The organism is Viridibacillus arvi (assembly GCF_001274945.1).
Lineage (GTDB): Bacteria > Bacillota > Bacilli > Bacillales_A > Planococcaceae > Viridibacillus > Viridibacillus arvi.
Window position 1 is genome coordinate 1,626,180 of record NZ_LILB01000001.1, and the last position, 19,268, is coordinate 1,645,447.

Consider the following 19,268-nt stretch of genomic DNA (forward strand, 5'->3'; position numbering starts at 1 on the left):
ATTCAAAAGATTTACTTCTCATCTGCCAATGTTTTTGTGCGGATATTTAACTCGTCTAATTGTGCTAACGATACTGTACTTGGTGCATTTGTTAAGACGCAACTTGCACTTGCAGTTTTAGGGAATGCAATTGTATCACGTAAGTTGTCACGACCAGCTAGTAACATAATAAAGCGGTCAAGACCGAATGCTAATCCACCGTGCGGAGGTGTACCATACTCAAATGCATTCATCAAGAAACCAAATTGTTCTTTTGCTTCTTCATCAGTGAAACCAAGTGTTTTGAACATTTTTTCTTGTAAATCTTTTTCGTGAATACGTAATGATCCGCCACCAAGTTCGTAGCCATTTAATACGATATCGTACGCTTGTGCTTTAACTGCACCTGGTTCAGTTTCCATTTTTTCAAGATCTTCATCGAATGGACGAGTGAATGGGTGATGTGCCGCATAGTAACGGTCATCATCTTCGCTGTATTCAAGTAATGGCCACTCTGTAATCCATAGGAATGCAAAACGAGATTCATCAATTAAGCCAAGGTCTTTTCCAAGTTTTTTACGTAAAGCACCTAGTGAATCAGCAACAACTGATTTTTTATCAGCTACGAATACTAAAGTATCACCTGGTTCAGCGTGCATACGTTCAACAAGTTTTTCACCAAATTCATCATCAAAGAATTTACCGATTGGACCAGTTAATCCTTCTTCAGTTACTTTAATCCACGCAAGACCTTTCGCACCGTAACGACCAACAAATTTTGTTAGTTCATCAAGATCTTTACGAGAGTATTTGTCGTTCGCACCTTTGATATTAAGACCTTTTACTTGGCCTCCGTTTTCAACAGTACTTGCAAATACTTTGAAGTTACAGCCTGCAACAACATCGCTTAATTCAATCAGTTCTAAGTCAAAACGAACATCTGGCTTATCAGAGCCGTAGCGAGACATTGCATCCTTATAAGTCATACGTTGGAATGGAGCTGGAATATCAATTCCTTTTACTTCTTTCATAACTTTTTGAATTAATTTTTCGTTTAATTCGATGATTTCATCTTGTGACATGAAACTCATTTCCATATCAATTTGAGTGAATTCAGGTTGACGATCAGCACGTAAATCTTCATCACGGAAGCAGCGAGCAATTTGGAAGTAGCGCTCAATTCCACCAACCATTAATAATTGTTTAAATAATTGTGGTGATTGTGGTAAAGCATAAAATTCACCTTCATGTACACGTGAAGGAACTAGGTAGTCACGTGCGCCTTCTGGAGTTGACTTCGTTAAGATTGGTGTTTCAACCTCTAAGAAACCTTCATCTTGTAAGAAGTTACGGATTACTTTTGTCACGTCAGAGCGAAGTTTGAATGTATCAAACATTACTGGACGACGTAAGTCTAAGTAACGGTATTTTAAACGAAGATCTTCGTTTACTTCAGTGCGATCTTCAATTGCAAACGGTGGTGTTTTAGCTTTATTAATAATTGTTATTTGATCGATTAAAACTTCAACCATACCAGTTTCCATGTTTGGATTAATCATGTCCGGTTCACGTAATGCTACAGCACCTTCTACTTCTACAACGAATTCGTTACGAAGAGAATCTGCAATATCTAAAGCTTCTTGAGAATTTTCAGGGTTGAAAACGATTTGTACAAGTCCTGTACGGTCACGTAGGTCAACGAAAATTAGTCCGCCGAAATCGCGACGACGTTGTACCCATCCTTTTAATACAACGCGTTCGCCTTCATGAGCGCCACGTAAAATACCACATTCATGTGTTCTTTTTGCCATGATTATTTCCTCCAATTATTTTACCTTATGTTTTGTTAAATAGTTCACTAAGTCATGAAATGGCACTTTTTCTTGGCTACCCAATTCCATGTTTTTCACATTAGCAGCTTGTTCTTCTAATTCTGACTCACCAAGTACGATGACCCATTTAGCACCTAAACGATCTGCCGATTTCATCTGAGCTTTCACTTTGCGACTCGCATAATCAAGCTCAGTTGAAATACCTTTTGCTCTAAATGAACTTGCTAATTCTACTGCTTTTAACTTCGCTTGATCATCCATTGCAACGATATACATATCAAGTGCATTGTCTGTATCAAGTGAACGTCCTTCTGCTTCAAGTGCAAGTAATAGACGTTCGATACTCATTGCAAAGCCAATACCAGGTGATTCCGGACCACCGATTTGTTCAACTAAACCGTTATAGCGACCACCACCACATAAAGTAGTAATTGCTCCTAGGTCTGTTGCTGTACTCATAATTTCAAAAGTCGTGTGGTTATAATAATCCAAACCACGTACTAAGTTCGGATCTACTACATAGGTAATGCCTAACACATCTAAGTATTTTTTAACAGCTTCGAAATAAGCTGCAGATTCCTCATTTAAGTAATCTGTTAGTGCTGGCGCAGTAGCCATTAAAGGATTTTCGCGATCCACTTTACAATCTAAAATACGTAATGGATTTTTTTCTAGACGATTTTGGCAATCTGAGCAGAAATCACCGATATGTGGTTCGAAATGTTTGATTAAAGCATCACGGTGAGCTGCACGAACATCTGCATCACCTAAAGAGTTAATCACTAATTTTAAATTCTTCAATCCAGCTGTTTCATACACATCCATTGCAAGTGCAATTACTTCTGCATCAATAGCAGGATCTTTACTACCAATTGCTTCTACTCCGAATTGGACGAATTGGCGGTAACGCCCAGCTTGTTGGCGTTCATAGCGGAACATTGGACCAATGTAAGATAATTTTACTGGTTGATCAGGTTGACCGAACATTTTGTGCTCAACGTAAGAGCGTACAACAGCTGCTGTACCTTCTGGACGAAGCGTTAAAGAACGATCTCCTCTATCTTTGAATGTGTACATTTCTTTTTGCACGATATCAGTCGTATCACCAACACTACGTTGGAATAATTCCGTCTGCTCGAAAATTGGAGTGCGAATTTCTTGATATCTATATACTTGGCAAAGCTGACGAATGATTTCCTCAACCTTTTGCCATTTCTCAGACTGTCCTGGTAAAATATCTTGAGTGCCTCTAGGTACTTTATAATTCATCACATTAACTCCTTTCAAAAATTCTGATTAACTGTGGACTAACGCTGTCCTTTATCTCACGATTTTCTATGATGAAACTAAAAAAGCTCTCGCCCCTTGCAATAAATGCAAGGGACGAGAGCTGTATAAGCTTCCGCGGTTCCACCCTAGTTGATCTAGTAAAACTAAATCCTCTCATGTCGGATAACGGCCGATTCCGTTTTCTCCTAATAAGCAAATGCCTTTCGAAGAAAAACCTCTCGAGTGTTATTCACTATACTGTACTGTAGAAAAGATTTCAGCCACGTCTTTTCCTCTCTTATCAGCCTTAAAAATATAGTTACTTGCTCGGTCATAGGTGATCTTAAATAAATTCAGATTACTAAATATCTTACCCACTATAAACAAATATGTCAACTATTTTGAAAAACTATAGATTTTTCATGTCATTTCCTTTTACAATAGATAAAAAGGAGGATTAACATGAAAACAAAATTAGTTAAAACGTTTAGTATTTTTTTGCTCTTCACCACGCTTATATGCTCATATTTTTACCAACCTATACATACGGAGGCATCTTCTTCAATATCATATAAAGTAACGGCTAGTCAACTTACTTTACGCGAAGGTCCTAGTACAAGCACCAAAAAACTTACGTTAATTCCAAAAAGCACAAAATTAACAAAAATCTCATCAAAAGGCTCTTGGATTAAAGTAAAATATAGCGGGAAAACAGGTTGGGTTTCTTCACAATACTTATCTAAAGTAACAACAAACGTTAATACAGCCGCTACATCGAAAACAGTAACGACAAATGTTAGTAATTTAAATATTCGTTCCGGTGCTGCAATTAGCTATAAAAGTCTTGGGAAATTAGCAAAAGGCACAAAAGGAACTGTATTAGACGAAAAAAGTGGTTGGGTGAAAATTAAAACATCCAAATATACAGGCTGGGTTTCTAAAAGCTATGTAACGTTTAAATCAACTACTTCTTCCAATCCAACTACTTCTGCTAGTAATGTCGGCAAATATTACTACATAACAATTGCTAATTTAAACGTACGTGAAAAAGCTTCTTCATCAGATAGCTCTGCTATTATTGGTACTGTAAGAAAAGGTAATGAATTTAAAATTTTAAAAGAATCTGGTACATGGGTACAAATTCAATATACGACTACTAAAAAAGGTTGGGTTTCTTCCAAGTCAGCATATGGGAAGATTAGTTCAAAAAAACATACGTCACAAACATCAAACCCTAACAAACCAGATGAAGATGAAGATACAGATGTAGAACCGACACCGGACCCTTCTGAGCCAGAAAATCCAACACCTGAGGAACCGACTGATACACCTGAAGACAATGTCGTATATACTAAACCTTCAAAAACAGAATATATCGTTATACAATCTGGTTACTTGAATATCCGTTCAAAACCGAGTACAAAAGGAGATATATTGTCTGAAGCCTCTGCCGGAGATTACTATACAGTGCTGCAATATGCTACTTATCCATCAAATGAATGGGTTGAAGTAATGTATGCTACTGGCAAAAAAGGTTGGATTTCAAATAATACATCAAATAGTTATGTAACATTATCAAATCCAGCTACAAATCCACCTGCAGTATCGAATAAAAAGATTGTATTAGATGCTGGACACGGCGGTACAGACCCTGGTTCAGGTGGCGGAGGATACAATGAAGCCGCACTGACATACGCTTTTACTTTAAAGACAAAGAGTCATCTTGAGAGTATGGGCTATACCGTGTATACAACACGTGGTCAATTCTCAGCTTGCTCTTCATCTACTAATAAAACAATAGATTTACAATGTCGGGTAGATGTTGCGAAATCGAAAAAAGCAGATATTTTCGTTAGTATACACATGAACTCTGCAAGTGCTACTGCAAAAGGAACTGAAACATATTACGCTGCTTCAGGTAATCCATATCCAACAAGAAGCAGACAACTTGCAAATGCTGTTCATAGCGCTTATCAACCTACAATGGGGAGTACCAATAGGGGCGTTAAAACGAATATCTTTCATGTAAATAGAATGGCTTCTGTTCCTTCAATTCTTTTAGAGGTCGGCTTTATTTCAAATGTTGAGGATCGTAGTAAACTTATCAATGCTACTCACCAAAATAATGTCAGCAGAAGTATTGCACAAGGTATCCACAATTACTTCCAAATGCAATAACTATTTTTAACCACGAACAGCCTTATTAGTTTTTCCAAGAAAACTAGAGTAAGGCTGTTTTTTTGAATCAAGATTAAACTAATCCATTAAATCAAAAAAACCTCAGATGCTTCCATACAAAATTGTATGAGAGAATCCGAGGTTTTATTACTTTCACAATAGTATGATAGGTATCTTTCATCCGTATATCCCTAAATGAATAGCCTCTAGTATAATAATCAATATTATTTTGATTCAATGATGATTGTCACTGGTCCATCGTTTGTTAATTGGACATCCATCATGGCACCAAAAACCCCTGTTTCAACATGTAAACCTAAGTTACGAAGTGTTTCATTGAAATACTCCCACAAAGGCTCCGCTTCCTCAGGTCGTGCAGCTTCAATAAAGCTAGGGCGATTTCCTTTACGTATATCAGCATACAAAGTAAATTGCGATACGGATAAAATAGCTCCACCGTGATCTAAAATTGAATGATTCATTTTACCATCAGCATCTTCCCATAGACGCATTTTCACAATTTTATTTGCGATATAGTCTGCATCGTCCTTTGTATCACCATGTGTAAGTCCGACTAACAATACATATCCTTGCTTAATGGCACCTGTAACTTGTCCATCTACAGTGACAGTTGCTTTTTTACTACGTTGCAGAATTACTTTCAAAATGAAAACTCCTATCTTAGTTTGTCACACGTTGTACAGAATAAATATCTGGAATTTGTTTAATACGATCTACAACTTTATATAAATGAGCAATATCACGAATACGAATTGTTAAGTTAATAGTTGCTAATTTATCTCTATCAGCTCTACCACTTACAGCACTAATATTCGTTTTGGCTTCATTCACGACTTGCATCACTTCATTCAGTAAGCCTGGACGATCATAGCCTGATACTTCGATATCCACAGAATATTCTTTTTTCTCATCAGCAAATGCAGAGTCCCATTCAACATCGATTAAGCGTTCTTGTTCTTCATTCGACTGTACATTTGGGCAATCTGCACGGTGAACTGAAACACCTCGCCCTTTTGTGATAAAACCAACAATATCATCACCTGGCACTGGGCTACAGCAACGTGAAAGACGAATTAGAAGATTTTCTAATCCTTTTACGACGACGCCTGACTCAGTAGCTTTTCTCTTTTCAGGTGAGTTCATTTCCTTATTGATTTTCACTAACGCTTCTTCATGATCGCGCTGTTTACGAATTTTCTCCGCAAGACGATTTACAACTTGTTGTGCCGTCATACCATTAAAGCCTACTGCTGCAACTAAATCGTCTTCACTGGCAAAATTCATCTTCTCACATACGCGTTTAAAGTTTTCAGGAGTTAAGACTTCCTTAGGATCGAAGTTTTGCTCTTTTATTTCTTTGTCAATTAATTCGCGACCTTTTACAACATTATCTTCGCGCAATTGCTTTTTAAAGAACTGTTTGATTTTATGCTTAGCTTGTGAAGATTGTGCAATTTTCAGCCAATCACGACTTGGCCCAAATGATTGCTTTGATGTCATGATTTCAATAATATCACCCGTTTTTAAAGGTGTATCAAGAGGCACCATTTTTCCATTTACTTTTGATCCGATAGTTTTATTCCCTATTTCAGAGTGTACGCGATATGCAAAGTCAATCGGTACAGACCCTGCAGGTAATTCCATGACATCCCCTTTTGGCGAAAATACATAGACCATATCAGAGAATAAATCAAATTTTAATGATTCCATAAATTCTTCTGCATTAGATGACTCGTTTTGGAACTCTAAAATTTCTCGGAACCATGTTAGTTTGCTATCGATATTTGAATTACTCATATCGATATTCTTACCTTCCTTATAAGCCCAGTGTGCAGCAACCCCGTATTCTGCAATATTATGCATGTCCATCGTACGAATTTGCACCTCTAATGGGTCACCGTAAGGCCCAATTACTGTCGTATGCAACGATTGATATAAGTTTTGTTTTGGCATTGCGATATAGTCTTTAAAGCGGCCAGGCATTGGCTTCCAAAGAGTATGCACTATACCTAAAACAGCATAACAGTCTTTTATACTATCGACGATCACACGTACAGCAAGTAAATCATAAATTTCACTAAATTGCTTATTTTGCATAACCATTTTACGGTAAATGCTATATATATGTTTTGGTCTTCCTGATAGATCAGCCTTAATTTCAATATCATCTAACTGTGTATGGATTTCCCCCATAACAGATGATAAATAAGCTTCACGTTCTACACGCTTTTTCTTCATCAAGTTAACGATTCGGTAATATTGCTGTGGATTTAAATAACGAAGTGCAGTATCTTCTAACTCCCATTTAATAGCCGATATCCCTAAGCGATGAGCTAATGGAGCGAAAATTTCAAGCGTTTCCTTTGCGATACGTCGTTGCTTTTCAACAGGTAAATGCTTTAATGTACGCATATTATGTAAGCGATCCGCTAACTTAATTAAAATTACACGGATATCTTGCGCCATTGCGACAAACATTTTGCGATGATTTTCAGCCTGCTGTTCTGCTTTCGATTTATATTTAATCTTACCTAGCTTTGTAACACCATCCACAAGCATAGCAACATCTTCACTGAACGCTTCTACAAGATCTTCACGTGTTACGGGCGTATCTTCTACAACGTCATGTAGAAAGCCTGCTGATACTGTTTCTGGATCCATTTGAAGTTCGGCTAAAATACCTGCTACTTGAATGGGATGTAAAATATAAGGCTCCCCCGAGCTTCGAAACTGTTCTTTATGTGCTTCTCTCGCAACCTCATATGCTTTTTGTACAAAAGCAACATGTTCGGTATTCATATAAGAAGAAAGAGTTGCAAAAACGTCTTCTACTGTCATCACTTGATCCTTCGCCATGTTAGCCACCCTATTCCATAAATTTTCCGATTAGATTTAACTTTAATTGTATAAAAAAAACAGCCTTGTTGTAAAGGCTATTCGCGTCAAAAGCAGTTGGCGATCATAATAACTCTAATTATATGATAAAAAACCCCTTTGTTAAAAACAAAGAGGTCAATTTATTAGTATTTCATTAATGTGAATATATCATGGCCTTTAATCTTATCGCGGCCGTTTAGCTCTTCTAATTCGATTAAGAATGCACAACCTACTACTTCGCCGCCTAATTCTTCAATAAGCTGGATAGCCGCTGCTACAGTTCCTCCAGTTGCAAGTAAATCATCCACGATTAATACTTTTTGACCGGGTTTAACAGCATCTTTGTGCATCGTTAATGTGTCTTTACCATATTCCAAACCGTAATCGGCACTAATTACTTCACGAGGTAATTTACCTGGTTTGCGAACAGGTGCAAAACCGATTTCTAAAGCATAAGCAACAGGGCACCCTGTAATGAATCCACGTGCTTCAGGGCCAACGATTAATTCAGCGCCTACTTTTTTAGCATATTCCACTATTTGATCTGTTGCGTATTTATATGCTTTTCCATTATCCATGATTGTCGTAATATCTTTGAAAGAAATGCCCTCTTTTGGCCAGTCTTCAACGACAGTCACATATTGTTTTAAATCCATTACTGTTCCTCCTCAGAAACTGTTTGAGCGGATAATCTCGCATCAAACCACTGTCTTAAATCTTTATATGGTGCATACAACAATGTCTGTTCCAAATCCATTTGTTGTGCGCGTGTTTTATAAACGTTGGCACTTGATAATTGTTTTTTAGGAGCACCTTCTACAATTTTTGCAAGTCCGTTTTCTATTGTAACAAATCCAAGTTCAAAAAACACCTGGGTCATGAAAATTAACATATCACGACTCCACCCTTTATGCTTCGCCAAATCATTCAAATGCTGTCTCAAATGGAATTCCCGTCGTTTATTCAGAAACGTATAGTACCAACCAAATTGTTCACGCGTTGGCATACCATCAAAATAATGCGAATCTGGAATATAAAAGTGAGCATAAATTCGAGTCGGTTTTACATTCGTTAATAGGTCCTCTAACATTTGAACATCTTGTGGCATATCTAATAAGACGACAAAAGGGCTAACATGTTCTAGTGATAACTCTTCACTATATGGCATAATTTTTTTCGGAATTAAAGATTCATAATATTGCATTGTATCAGGCTTAAATGCTATAAATGTAGATTCCTCTACAGGTACCGTTTGCAACCATCTAGCAACTTGTCTTATTCCACGTAAGTCGAATAGCTGCCATTCATCCGTACGTACGTCTGAAATCATAAACTGTGGCTTCTTTCTGCCATTCCATTCATTAATTTGTAAATCACCTGCAAAAGAAACGTTAATGCCATAAGTAAGCTCATCTGCAAGATATCCTTTATGGAAGCCAACTGCATCAATGGTAGCATCCGGTTGACCAATCTCCATTTTCAAATGATCTTCATTGGCACCAATTTTTCTCATCGATTGAATGTGTTCATCTTCAATACCATACATGGGCTTTGGAAAACCCATTCCAAACGGGGCTAATTCCCTTACTTCTGCAATTGAATCCGTATCAATCTCATCTATTTTCAGAGGAATATCTACTTGAAGAATAGGAATTAGGTCTTCTTCAGCCAAACATTCTCTAGCTTGTATATCTAGTCGTTCACGCAATTCATCTACATCTTCCATTGCTAGTGTCATACCAGCTGCCATTGGATGTCCGCCGAATGCAGGTAAAATATCGCGATTCTTTGCAAGTTCTTGATACATATTAAAACCTTCAATACTACGCGCTGAACCTTTTGCTATCCCTTTTTCAATATCAATGCATAAGATAATTGTTGGTTTATAATATTTTTCAACAAGTCTAGAAGCTACTATTCCTACTACTCCTGGATTCCAGCCTTCTTCAGCTATAACAAGTACTTGTGAATTTCGGATTTCATCGATATTTTCAACCATAGCAACAGCTTGCTCAGTAATATCAGAAACAATTCCTTGGCGCTCTTTGTTTTTATCATTTAAAAGGCTCGCCATTGTCGCTGCACTTGCCTCGTCTTCTTCAAGTAAGAAATCTACACCAGGATTGGCATCACCAAGGCGTCCTAATGCATTTAATCTTGGTCCAAATCCAAAACCAATTGTCTCTTCAGTAATGTCATTTTGCTTTGTACCTGCTACTGTACATAATGCCTTTATCGAAGGTCTTGTTGATTTCTGAAGGGCTAGAATACCTTGCTTTACTAAATAACGGTTTTCTTCTAATAAAGGCACTAAATCAGCTATTGTTCCAATCGCTACAAATTCTAGCAAATGTTTTGGAAATTCACCGTATAAAGCATGCGCCACTTTAAATGCTACCCCAACACCTGCAAGCTCGCCAAAAGGAAACTCCCCCTCTGGATGTCTCGGATGAATGATGACATCAGCCGGTGGCAATTCCTCTCCTATTTCATGGTGATCTGTCACAATGACATCCATACCAAGCTCTTTTGCCACTTGTACTTCGTGATTGCCTGAAATACCATTATCAACTGTGATAATTAGCTTGAAGTTTTGCTCATGAGCTTCTCGGAATAATCGTTCGCTTGGTCCATACCCATCTGTAAATCGATTGGGAATTTTGTGCTCTACATTCGCACCTAAGTCTCTCAAAACTGTCATCATTACAGCTGTACTCGTAATGCCATCAGCATCATAATCACCATAAACAAGTATTTTCTCATCATTGTTGATTGCTTGATGAATACGATCGACCGCTTGCTGCATCCCGTGCATTAGGAATGGATCATTTGTAGATTGATGATCAATATTTAAAAAAGCACGTGCAGATTCGATTGTATCAAAACCACGTGCAGCTAATATTTTCGCTGATATTGCAGGTATACCTAGTTCTTTTTGAAATGTCTTTACAAGCATTTCATCTGGTCTTTCAATTCGCCATCTTTTTGTTGTCATTACCATTTATGTCACTTCCTCACGCGTTTCATTATACCTAATTTAACTTACGAAAAAAACCTTTAGACAAAGCGGCTTGAAGATTAGTAGTTATAAAAAGATTTAGTCTACATATCCCTTACCTATCCATTTGTTCACTTTCAATACTGATAAAACAAACTTTGACTAATGCTCTAAAGCCACAAAAAACTACTCTACACTTTAAAAGTGCAGAGTAGTTTCAGTGAGCTGATCATTTTCGAACTTAATTATACAACTGGTTCGTCAGTGCCCCATTGTTTTTTCTTTTTACCAACGTCTAAATTACCTTGCTTTTTCATTTGGCGTTTTTTCAACGAGTACCAAACTTGAGCTGCGATAAAGATTGACGAATACATACCCGTAATTAACCCGATTAGTAATGCAATCGAGAAGTTTTGGATTGAAGGTGCACCTAAGAACAATAATGCAACTACAACAATAATTACTGTTAATACTGTATTTACAGATCGTCCTAAAGTTTGACGTAGTGATTTATTAACAATGTTGGCAAGGTCTTCTGAATCTTTAATTTTACCAACACGATGTAAGTTTTCACGAATACGGTCAAACGTAACAATTGTATCGTTTATTGAATAACCAACAATCGTTAATACAGCGGCGATAAACGTAATATCCACTTCTAGACGGAAGAAACTAAATAACGCGACCATAAAGAATACGTCATGCAATAATGATACAATCGCACCGACACCCATGCGCCATTCGAAACGGAAAGCAACATAAATGATGATGCCAATAGCTGCATATGCTAATGCTTTGATAGCATTTTTCACTAACTCTTGTCCAACTGTTGGAGAAACTGTGCTAATACTTGGTTCATGACCAAATTCTTTTTTAAATTCTGCTTTTACTTTTTTAACTTCATCTTTTGAGAAGTCATCTTTATATCGAATTACTCCAATGTCTTTCTTTTCACCAGAGATTACGATATCCTCTGAATCAAATCCAAGTTTAGCGATAGTATCAGAAACTTCTTCTTTTGTTAACTGATGCTCTGCTTTAACTTCCACACGAGTACCACTTGAGAAATCAATCCCTAAGTTAAGCTTGAAGATTCCTAAAACAGTAAACCCGACAATAATGAAGATTAAAGAAGCTGCGTAGTATTTTTTACGATTATGAACAAAATCCAATTTATCAAAGCGTGTTGTTAAATCTAATGTATCTACGCCTTCTTCAATTTTGTGCACTTTCTTTTTACTTACGCCAAACCAAGCTGTTTTCCCATCGAAGTATCCGCTATTTACTAGTAAGCCTAGTAAAATACGAGTTCCCCAAACAGCTGTGATAAAGCTGACTAAAATACTGATCATTAATGTTGTTGCGAAACCTTTAACAGAGCTTGTCCCGAAGATAAATAATACAGATGCTGCAAGAAGCGTTGTAATATTAGCATCGAAAATAGCTGAGAATGAAGATTTCGAACCTGAATTAAATGCTGCCTTTATGGACTTACCAACTCGTAATTCCTCACGAATACGCTCGTACATTAAGATATTGGCATCTACAGCCATACCTACCCCAAGTACAATTGCTGCGATACCTGGTAGCGTAAGAACCGCATTAATCCAATCAAAGATAACAAGTACTAAAAATGTGAAAACAACTAATGTTAAATTTGCTACCAATCCTGGTAGACGATAATAAACAAGCATAAAGATAAAGATTAACCCAATACCAACTAGACTTGCAAAAATCGTACTTTTCAGCGCCTGATCACCGAATTGTGCTCCTACTGAAGTTGAATATTTCTCAACTAATTTTACAGGTAATGCACCAGCATTTAAAATACCAGATAAATCTTTTGTTTCCTGAACTGTAAATGCTCCTGAAATTTGAACGTCTGATGAATTGATGACTTGCGTTACGCGAGGGTCAGAAACAAATTTAGGTTTTGCCTTTTTAACTTCTTCTGCATAAGAGTCTTTACCTTCTTCAAAGTCTAACCAAATGACTAATAAGTTATTTGGTTCTCCCATAGCTGCAATTTTCCCTGTTACTTCAGCAAATTTTGCTGGATCTTTTAATTTCAAAGTAACAATAGGACGATTCTGATCATCAAAGGAACCAGAAGCACCGCCTTGTTTCAAATCATTTCCGTCTAACAAAATGTTATCGTTAACATCACGGAATGTTAAATTGGCCTCAGTTGAAAGTAATTCACGAGCAGATTCTTGATCTTCAACACCCGCTAACTGAACACGGATACGGTCTTTACCTTCAATTTGAATGCTCGGTTCACTAACACCAAGTGCATTTACACGTCTTGATAATGCTTGTGCAGTATCCTTCACATCATTTTCTGTAATATCCGGACCACCATTTAAAGGCTCTACTTGATAAAGAACTTCAAAACCACCTTGTAGATCAAGGCCTAGTTTAATATTGTTCAAGACTCCTTGAACAGTCGTACTCATCGTTGCACCTAAAACAACTACTAGTAGTAAAAAAGCAACGATACGGCTTCTTAATTTCATTCAAACTTCCTCCTCAAACAAATACAGCGGTATGACTTATAAAACATTTTACTTAATAATCTATATTATGACACGAATTTATTCATAAAGCTTGTAAAAACTTCGAGACTAAATGCTCATAAATTATGAAAACTGATATAAAAAGTACTGTAAAATGTTTTTTAGTAAAAAAATTTGTTTCATTAATACAACAGCAAATTTTAAAACTTAACAGGTCTATTATGAAACAGGTGGACTCTACTGTCAAATTGACCCTTTTTTATTTATATAAAAAATTTCTTTAAGGTTCTTCACTACCATTCCCATGTAATAGCAGTTGTAATTCATCTTGATTTAATTCTGAGAACCAATTAGATGTTTTTGATTCTTTGATTTGAGTATAGGTCATATATTGTGCAGTACTTAAAGAAAATAGGTCCTCAACCATTTCATAAGGACGTAATGTCTGAACATTGCGCTTACGCCATTTCTTTTTTACACATACATCCCATATGTCCTCTACTGTTACCGTTTTATAACCTTGCATGATAAATTCATTTCTTTTACTAATTAAAGCTGGTAAAAACTTTTGAAATAAAGCCTCGTACTCGATCGCCATCATTTCACTTCCTTTATGGTAGTTTTATCCGCTTCTGTTCTTGCATAGGATAATTGTATACGAATTTTCTTGAATTGAGAAGGAAGGGATAGTATTGACTTCTTTTTTTCATGGCACTTTTTTATTAATGGGTGCTGTGTTCTTATCTAAGCTCTTGGGTTTCTTGTATCGAATGCAATTTATGAGGGTTGCGGGTGAAGAGGCTGTCGGCACATATATGGCGGCATATCCGGCTTTTATTTTCTTCCTATCCTTAATCCAACTCGGCATTCCAATTGCTGTAGCGAAAATTATCGCTGAACTGCATGCGAAAAAAAAGAAAGAACAATTAAGTGCTGTAATGAGAACAGCTACTTTATTGACCTTTCTTGCAGGTATTATCTTATTTCCTTTGATAATGCTATTCATTCCGTATTTGTCCAACAATTTACTTCATGACGGACAGACCATGCTTATTTTATATGTTGGCTTGGCAACGGTTCCAGTTGCCGCCGCATCCGCACTGCTCAAATCTTTCTTTCAAGGACTAGCACGCATCGCAGAAACAGCTTGGTCTCAAACAATGGAACAAGTTATCCGTATTATTCTTATTACTTTTTTGTTACCTTATGGCGTAAATGTAGAAGAACCAGCTCTAACTGCAGGGTTTGCTATGGTCATTACAGCAATTGCTGAAGCCGTCGCTTTCCTCTATCTGTATTGGCATTATCGAAAAGTAAAGCGTTCAGGTGTTCTACAGCCATCAAAAGAGTATTATCCACCAAATCCAATATTAAAAGTAGCTCTTCCTTCAACTGGTAGTAAAATCTTTGGTACATTCACATGGTTTTTAGAGCCCATTATCTTTTTAAAGGCGCTAACATTAGCCGGCATGACAACCGTCGTTGCTACAAAATTATATGGAGTCATTTCTGGTGTGCTTGTTCCATTATTATTATTCCCAGCTTTTGTACCATTTGCTCTATCAGTTGTGCTTATACCTGCTGTAAGTGATGCTGTTGCTCGTGGCAATCACAGGTTATTAAAAGATCGTGTCCAAATTTCACTTCGATTATCGACGCTTGTAGGCTGTTTTGCGGCTACATATTTTTTCATTCACGGTGATGAACTTGCAATGAAACTTTTCCACCTACAAGAAAATCGTGGCTATGTAAAATTATTATCACCAGTCTTTTTCTTTTATTATATTCAAAGTCCACTAAATTCGATTCTACAGGCTGTAGATGAGGCTAATGCTGCTATGATGAATGCTGTATATGGTGGTTTAGGTAAATTGTTTATCATGTTCGTTCTCGCTTCTCAGTCAGGTTTACAAGAAAAAGGTGCGGTCATTGCGATTGGTTTCGGCGTTCTCGTCACATCCTTTTTACATATCGCAACTATTCGTCAGAAGAAATATTTGCATACGGGCTTCCGATTATTTGTCGTCCCATATGGCATATTCATTTTCGTAGTCGTATTACGAACCATGCTAATACCTACTGCAGGTCTTTCTGTTATCTGGAATAGCGCTATAACCTTAGGTATACTTTCTGTACTTTTGATACTATTTAATCAAATTAGATGGCGTGATTTTATGTATTTAACAAGAACAATTAGGAAACGGCTATGATGCCGCTTCCTTTTTTTGTATGTTCAATTCATTCTTCTCAAAACAGCAATAGAATATCTCCGTAACATCAGTGATATTTTGTTCCAATAGCTTTTCCATCAACCATTCTTCTGTTCTTTGCATTAACTTGAGATGACGTTCTTGTATCTCCCCATCAATAATTAACGGTAATGTGGGTGGATCTTCATCTTTTACAAAAACAGAAAGGTTGCCAGATGGCTCTAAGAAAGCGTAAGAAACTTGCTGTACAGAGCCTACCTGCTGTTCTCTTAACTGCTGAAATAAATCATTAAGATTATAACGTTGTTTCCTCATTTCACTTTCCATAATGACGCCATCTCGAATAATCGTAACCGGATCACCATCAATTAGATCACGAATCTTTTTATTTTTTAAAGTTATATATGACAAGACAACTTGAATGACGAGCAACATAATCATCGGCAGAACTGATTCAAATAACTTCCGTTGCGGATCATCAATAGCAAATGCCGCAACTTCTGCGATGAGTACGAATATGACGAGATCAATCATACTAAGTTCGCCAACCTCTCGTTTTCCCATGAGGCGAAAAATAATCAAAATAACAAAATATAAAAAGACGGTACGAAATGCGATAATTAATAAATCGTTCATACACGACTCCTTTTTTTAAATAGAATGTGTAAGATTGAACGATTTATACAAAATCATTGATTTAAAACATGCTACTTTTTAAACTATTGTCTACATATTTTAAAGATATTATTGTTCAACGCTTTTATTAAATTTTATTACAACGTTCTGATAAAAACTTACTTCAAATGTTTCCACAAAAAAAAGACTACTCCACAACATAAGTGTGGAATAGCCTTTTTGAACGCATTTAATTAGTTAGTTACATCTTCAACAATGCGACCTACCGCCGCGCGCTCGAAACGTAGTTTTGTGCCATCAGCAACTTTGATAACAACTGTTGTATCGTCAACCGCGTCAACTTCACCGTGCAATCCACCGATTGTCACGATTTGATTGCCACGTGATAAACTATTTTGCATTTGAGATGTTTTCTTACGTTGTTTTTGTGCTGGACGGATTAATAGTAAATACATCACACCAAACATAAGAATAATCGGGCCAATACCTGTTAAAATTTCCATTGAATATAATCCCCCTTTCTATATCTTTCAATAGTATACAAGAATCAGAAATTTTTTGCATTTGGTTTGTTGAAACCATATGCTTCAAAAAACTCTTCTCGGAAATCACCAAGTCGATCTTCACGGATCGCTTGTCTTACGTTTCTCATTAAATCTTGTAAGAAATATAAATTATGATAAGAAGTTAATCGGATTCCAAATGTTTCTTCCGCTTTCAACAAGTGACGAATATACGCACGTGAATAATTGCGACAAGTATAGCAATCACAGTTCGGATCAAGTGGACCAAAGTCTCTTGCAAATTTCGCATTTTTGATCACTAAACGACCTTCGCTTGTCATGCATGTACCATTACGAGCAATACGTGTTGGTAATACACAGTCAAACATGTCAATACCGCGAATTGCACCATCGATTAATGAGTCAGGAGAACCTACTCCCATTAAATAACGTGGTTTTTCTGCTGGTAATAACGGTGTTGTATATTCAAGCATACGGTTCATGATATCTTTTGGTTCCCCTACAGATAGGCCACCGATAGCGTAGCCTGGGAAATCCATTGATACAAGATCCTTTGCAGATTGCTTACGTAACTCTTCAAATTCTCCACCCTGGACGATACCAAAGAGACCTTGGTCATGTGGACGGGCATGAGCTTCTAGACAACGTTCTGCCCAGCGAGAAGTACGTTCCACACTCGCTTTCATATATTCAAAAGTAGCTGGAAACGGAGGACATTCATCAAATGCCATCATAATATCTGCACCAAGCGCATTTTGAATTTCCATCGCTTTTTCAGGGCTTAAGAATAGTTTATCACCATTTAAGTGATTACGGAAATGAACGCCTTCTTCTTCAATTTTACGAATATGGCTTAAGCTAAATACTTGGAAGCCACCCGAATCCGTTAAAATTGGACGATCCCAGTTCATAAATTTATGGAGACCTCCTGCTTCACGAACAATGTCGTGACCTGGACGAAGCCATAAATGGTATGTGTTACTTAAAATAATGCCTGCTCCCATATCTTTTACTTCTTCTGGAGACATTGTTTTAACAGATGCTTGAGTACCTACTGGCATAAATGCTGGTGTCTCGAATGAACCGTGCGGAGTATGCACGATACCAAGGCGTGCGCCTGTTTGTTTATCTGTTTTAATTAGCTCATATCTGATTGCTTGAGACATTGATTAATTTCCTTTCTGTGCTTTTGGGCGGATAAACATCGCATCGCCAAAGCTAAAGAAGCGATAGCGTTCTTGTACTGCGATATTGTAAGCATTTAATATTATTTCACGGGTTGTTAATGCACTCACTAACATAACTAGCGTTGATTTTGGCAAATGGAAGTTTGTGATTAAACCATCAATTGCTTTGTATTCAAAACCCGGGTAGATGAAGATCGAAGTCCAACCACTATCAGCTACAATCTTACCATCATGGCGTTCTGCTATTGTTTCAAGTGTACGAGTAGATGTTGTACCTACTGCAATTACACGACCACCATTACGTTTTGTATCATTAATAATAGCTGCTGTTTCTTCTGTTAGATTATAAAATTCAGAGTGCATTGCATGTGTTTCTATTGTCTCAACATTAACAGGACGGAATGTTCCTAATCCTACATGCAATGTTAAGAAAGCAACTTTAACACCTTTTGCACGAATTTCATCTAATAAGTCTGTTGTGAAGTGTAGACCTGCTGTAGGAGCCGCTGCTGAACCACGTTCCTTCGCGAAAACAGTTTGATAACGATCTTGATCATCTAATTTTTCACGAATATATGGTGGTAGAGGCATTTCTCCAAGTTGGTCTAAAATTTCATAGAAGATTCCTTCGTAGTTGAATTTAAATAGTCTTCCACCATGATCTAACTCACCTGTACACGTCGCTTTTAGCAGACCTTCACCGAAAGTAATTTCAGTTCCTACTTTCACACGTTTTGCAGGTTTCACTAGCGTTTCCCATTCATCTTCATTTGACGTTTGTTTTAATAGTAATATTTCAACATGCGCGCCTGTTTCTTCCTTTACACCCATTAAGCGTGCAGGTAATACACGTGTATCGTTTAAGACAAGGCAATCACCTTCGTGTAGTTCTTCGATAATATCACGGAAAGTATGATGTGTCACTTCACCTGAATCACTATCTACTATCATTAGACGGCTTGAGGTGCGGTCTTCTAGTGGTGTTTGTGCAATTAACTCTTCTAGTAGTTCAAAATCAAAGTCTTCTAATTTCATTGTTAA

At 37.1% G+C, this 19,268-nt stretch carries 14 protein-coding genes and 1 other annotated feature; of the genes, 2 read left to right on the forward strand and 12 right to left on the reverse strand.

The window, feature by feature from the left end; translation table 11 throughout:
• Nucleotides 1-11: 11 nt before the first annotated feature.
• Nucleotides 12-1,790: an aspartate--tRNA ligase gene (aspS, locus tag AMD00_RS07785; protein ID WP_053416455.1), complete on the reverse strand. Its 1,779-nt coding sequence runs from the start codon at nucleotides 1,788-1,790 to the stop codon at nucleotides 12-14.
• 15 nt (nucleotides 1,791-1,805) lie between these two features.
• A complete protein-coding gene (gene hisS, locus AMD00_RS07790) occupies nucleotides 1,806-3,080 on the reverse strand; it encodes a histidine--tRNA ligase (protein WP_053416456.1) in 1,275 nt (424 codons plus the stop codon).
• 107 nt (nucleotides 3,081-3,187) lie between these two features.
• Nucleotides 3,188-3,424 (reverse strand) — a binding site (T-box leader).
• Nucleotides 3,425-3,542: 118 nt separating this feature from the next.
• Here hisS and AMD00_RS07795 point away from each other — a divergent pair.
• On the forward strand, nucleotides 3,543-5,258 hold the full coding sequence (locus AMD00_RS07795; protein ID WP_053416457.1) for an SH3 domain-containing protein: 1,716 nt from the start codon (nucleotides 3,543-3,545) through the stop codon (nucleotides 5,256-5,258).
• A 224-nt stretch (nucleotides 5,259-5,482) separates the two neighbouring features.
• Here the strand turns inward: AMD00_RS07795 and dtd are convergent, their stop codons facing one another.
• From dtd to AMD00_RS07825, 6 genes are all read right to left on the reverse strand, one after another.
• Complete coding sequence (gene dtd / locus AMD00_RS07800; RefSeq protein ID WP_053416458.1) at nucleotides 5,483-5,923, reverse strand: D-aminoacyl-tRNA deacylase; 441 nt, start codon at nucleotides 5,921-5,923, stop codon at nucleotides 5,483-5,485.
• A 16-nt stretch (nucleotides 5,924-5,939) separates the two neighbouring features.
• The gene (locus AMD00_RS07805) at nucleotides 5,940-8,135 is read right to left on the reverse strand and encodes a RelA/SpoT family protein (RefSeq protein ID WP_053416459.1); all 2,196 of its coding nucleotides are present in this window, start codon (nucleotides 8,133-8,135) and stop codon (nucleotides 5,940-5,942) included.
• Between the two features lie 164 nt (nucleotides 8,136-8,299).
• A complete protein-coding gene (locus AMD00_RS07810; protein ID WP_053416460.1) occupies nucleotides 8,300-8,812 on the reverse strand; it encodes an adenine phosphoribosyltransferase in 513 nt (170 codons plus the stop codon).
• Entirely contained in the window at nucleotides 8,812-11,157 is a 2,346-nt protein-coding gene (recJ, locus tag AMD00_RS07815) for a single-stranded-DNA-specific exonuclease RecJ (protein WP_053416461.1), read from the reverse strand. The genes AMD00_RS07810 and recJ overlap by 1 nt, the downstream gene beginning before the upstream one ends.
• Nucleotides 11,158-11,399: 242 nt before the next feature.
• Entirely contained in the window at nucleotides 11,400-13,670 is a 2,271-nt protein-coding gene (gene secDF, locus AMD00_RS07820; protein WP_053416462.1) for a protein translocase subunit SecDF, read from the reverse strand.
• A gap of 280 nt (nucleotides 13,671-13,950) precedes the next feature.
• Nucleotides 13,951-14,271: a post-transcriptional regulator gene (locus AMD00_RS07825; RefSeq protein ID WP_245639459.1), complete on the reverse strand. Its 321-nt coding sequence runs from the start codon at nucleotides 14,269-14,271 to the stop codon at nucleotides 13,951-13,953.
• Between the two features lie 91 nt (nucleotides 14,272-14,362).
• Between AMD00_RS07825 and AMD00_RS07830 the strand changes: the two genes are divergently transcribed.
• The gene (locus AMD00_RS07830) at nucleotides 14,363-15,880 is read left to right on the forward strand and encodes a putative polysaccharide biosynthesis protein (RefSeq protein WP_053416464.1); all 1,518 of its coding nucleotides are present in this window, start codon (nucleotides 14,363-14,365) and stop codon (nucleotides 15,878-15,880) included.
• Here the strand turns inward: AMD00_RS07830 and AMD00_RS07835 are convergent.
• The 4 genes from AMD00_RS07835 to queA all read right to left on the reverse strand — a co-directional run bounded on the left by AMD00_RS07835 (nucleotide 15,875) and on the right by queA (nucleotide 19,262).
• On the reverse strand, nucleotides 15,875-16,516 hold the full coding sequence (locus AMD00_RS07835; RefSeq protein ID WP_053416465.1) for a DUF421 domain-containing protein: 642 nt from the start codon (nucleotides 16,514-16,516) through the stop codon (nucleotides 15,875-15,877). The two genes, AMD00_RS07830 and AMD00_RS07835, sit on opposite strands and share 6 nt — an antisense overlap.
• 233 nt (nucleotides 16,517-16,749) lie before the next feature.
• Nucleotides 16,750-17,019 (reverse strand): preprotein translocase subunit YajC, encoded by a 270-nt coding sequence (gene yajC, locus AMD00_RS07840; RefSeq protein ID WP_053416466.1) that lies wholly within the window; start codon nucleotides 17,017-17,019, stop codon nucleotides 16,750-16,752.
• 44 nt (nucleotides 17,020-17,063) lie between these two features.
• Nucleotides 17,064-18,206, reverse strand: a complete 1,143-nt coding sequence (tgt, locus tag AMD00_RS07845; RefSeq protein WP_053416467.1) for a tRNA guanosine(34) transglycosylase Tgt — start codon at nucleotides 18,204-18,206, stop codon at nucleotides 17,064-17,066.
• 3 nt (nucleotides 18,207-18,209) lie between these two features.
• A complete protein-coding gene (gene queA, locus AMD00_RS07850; RefSeq protein ID WP_053416468.1) occupies nucleotides 18,210-19,262 on the reverse strand; it encodes a tRNA preQ1(34) S-adenosylmethionine ribosyltransferase-isomerase QueA in 1,053 nt (350 codons plus the stop codon).
• Nucleotides 19,263-19,268 lie beyond the last annotated feature (6 nt).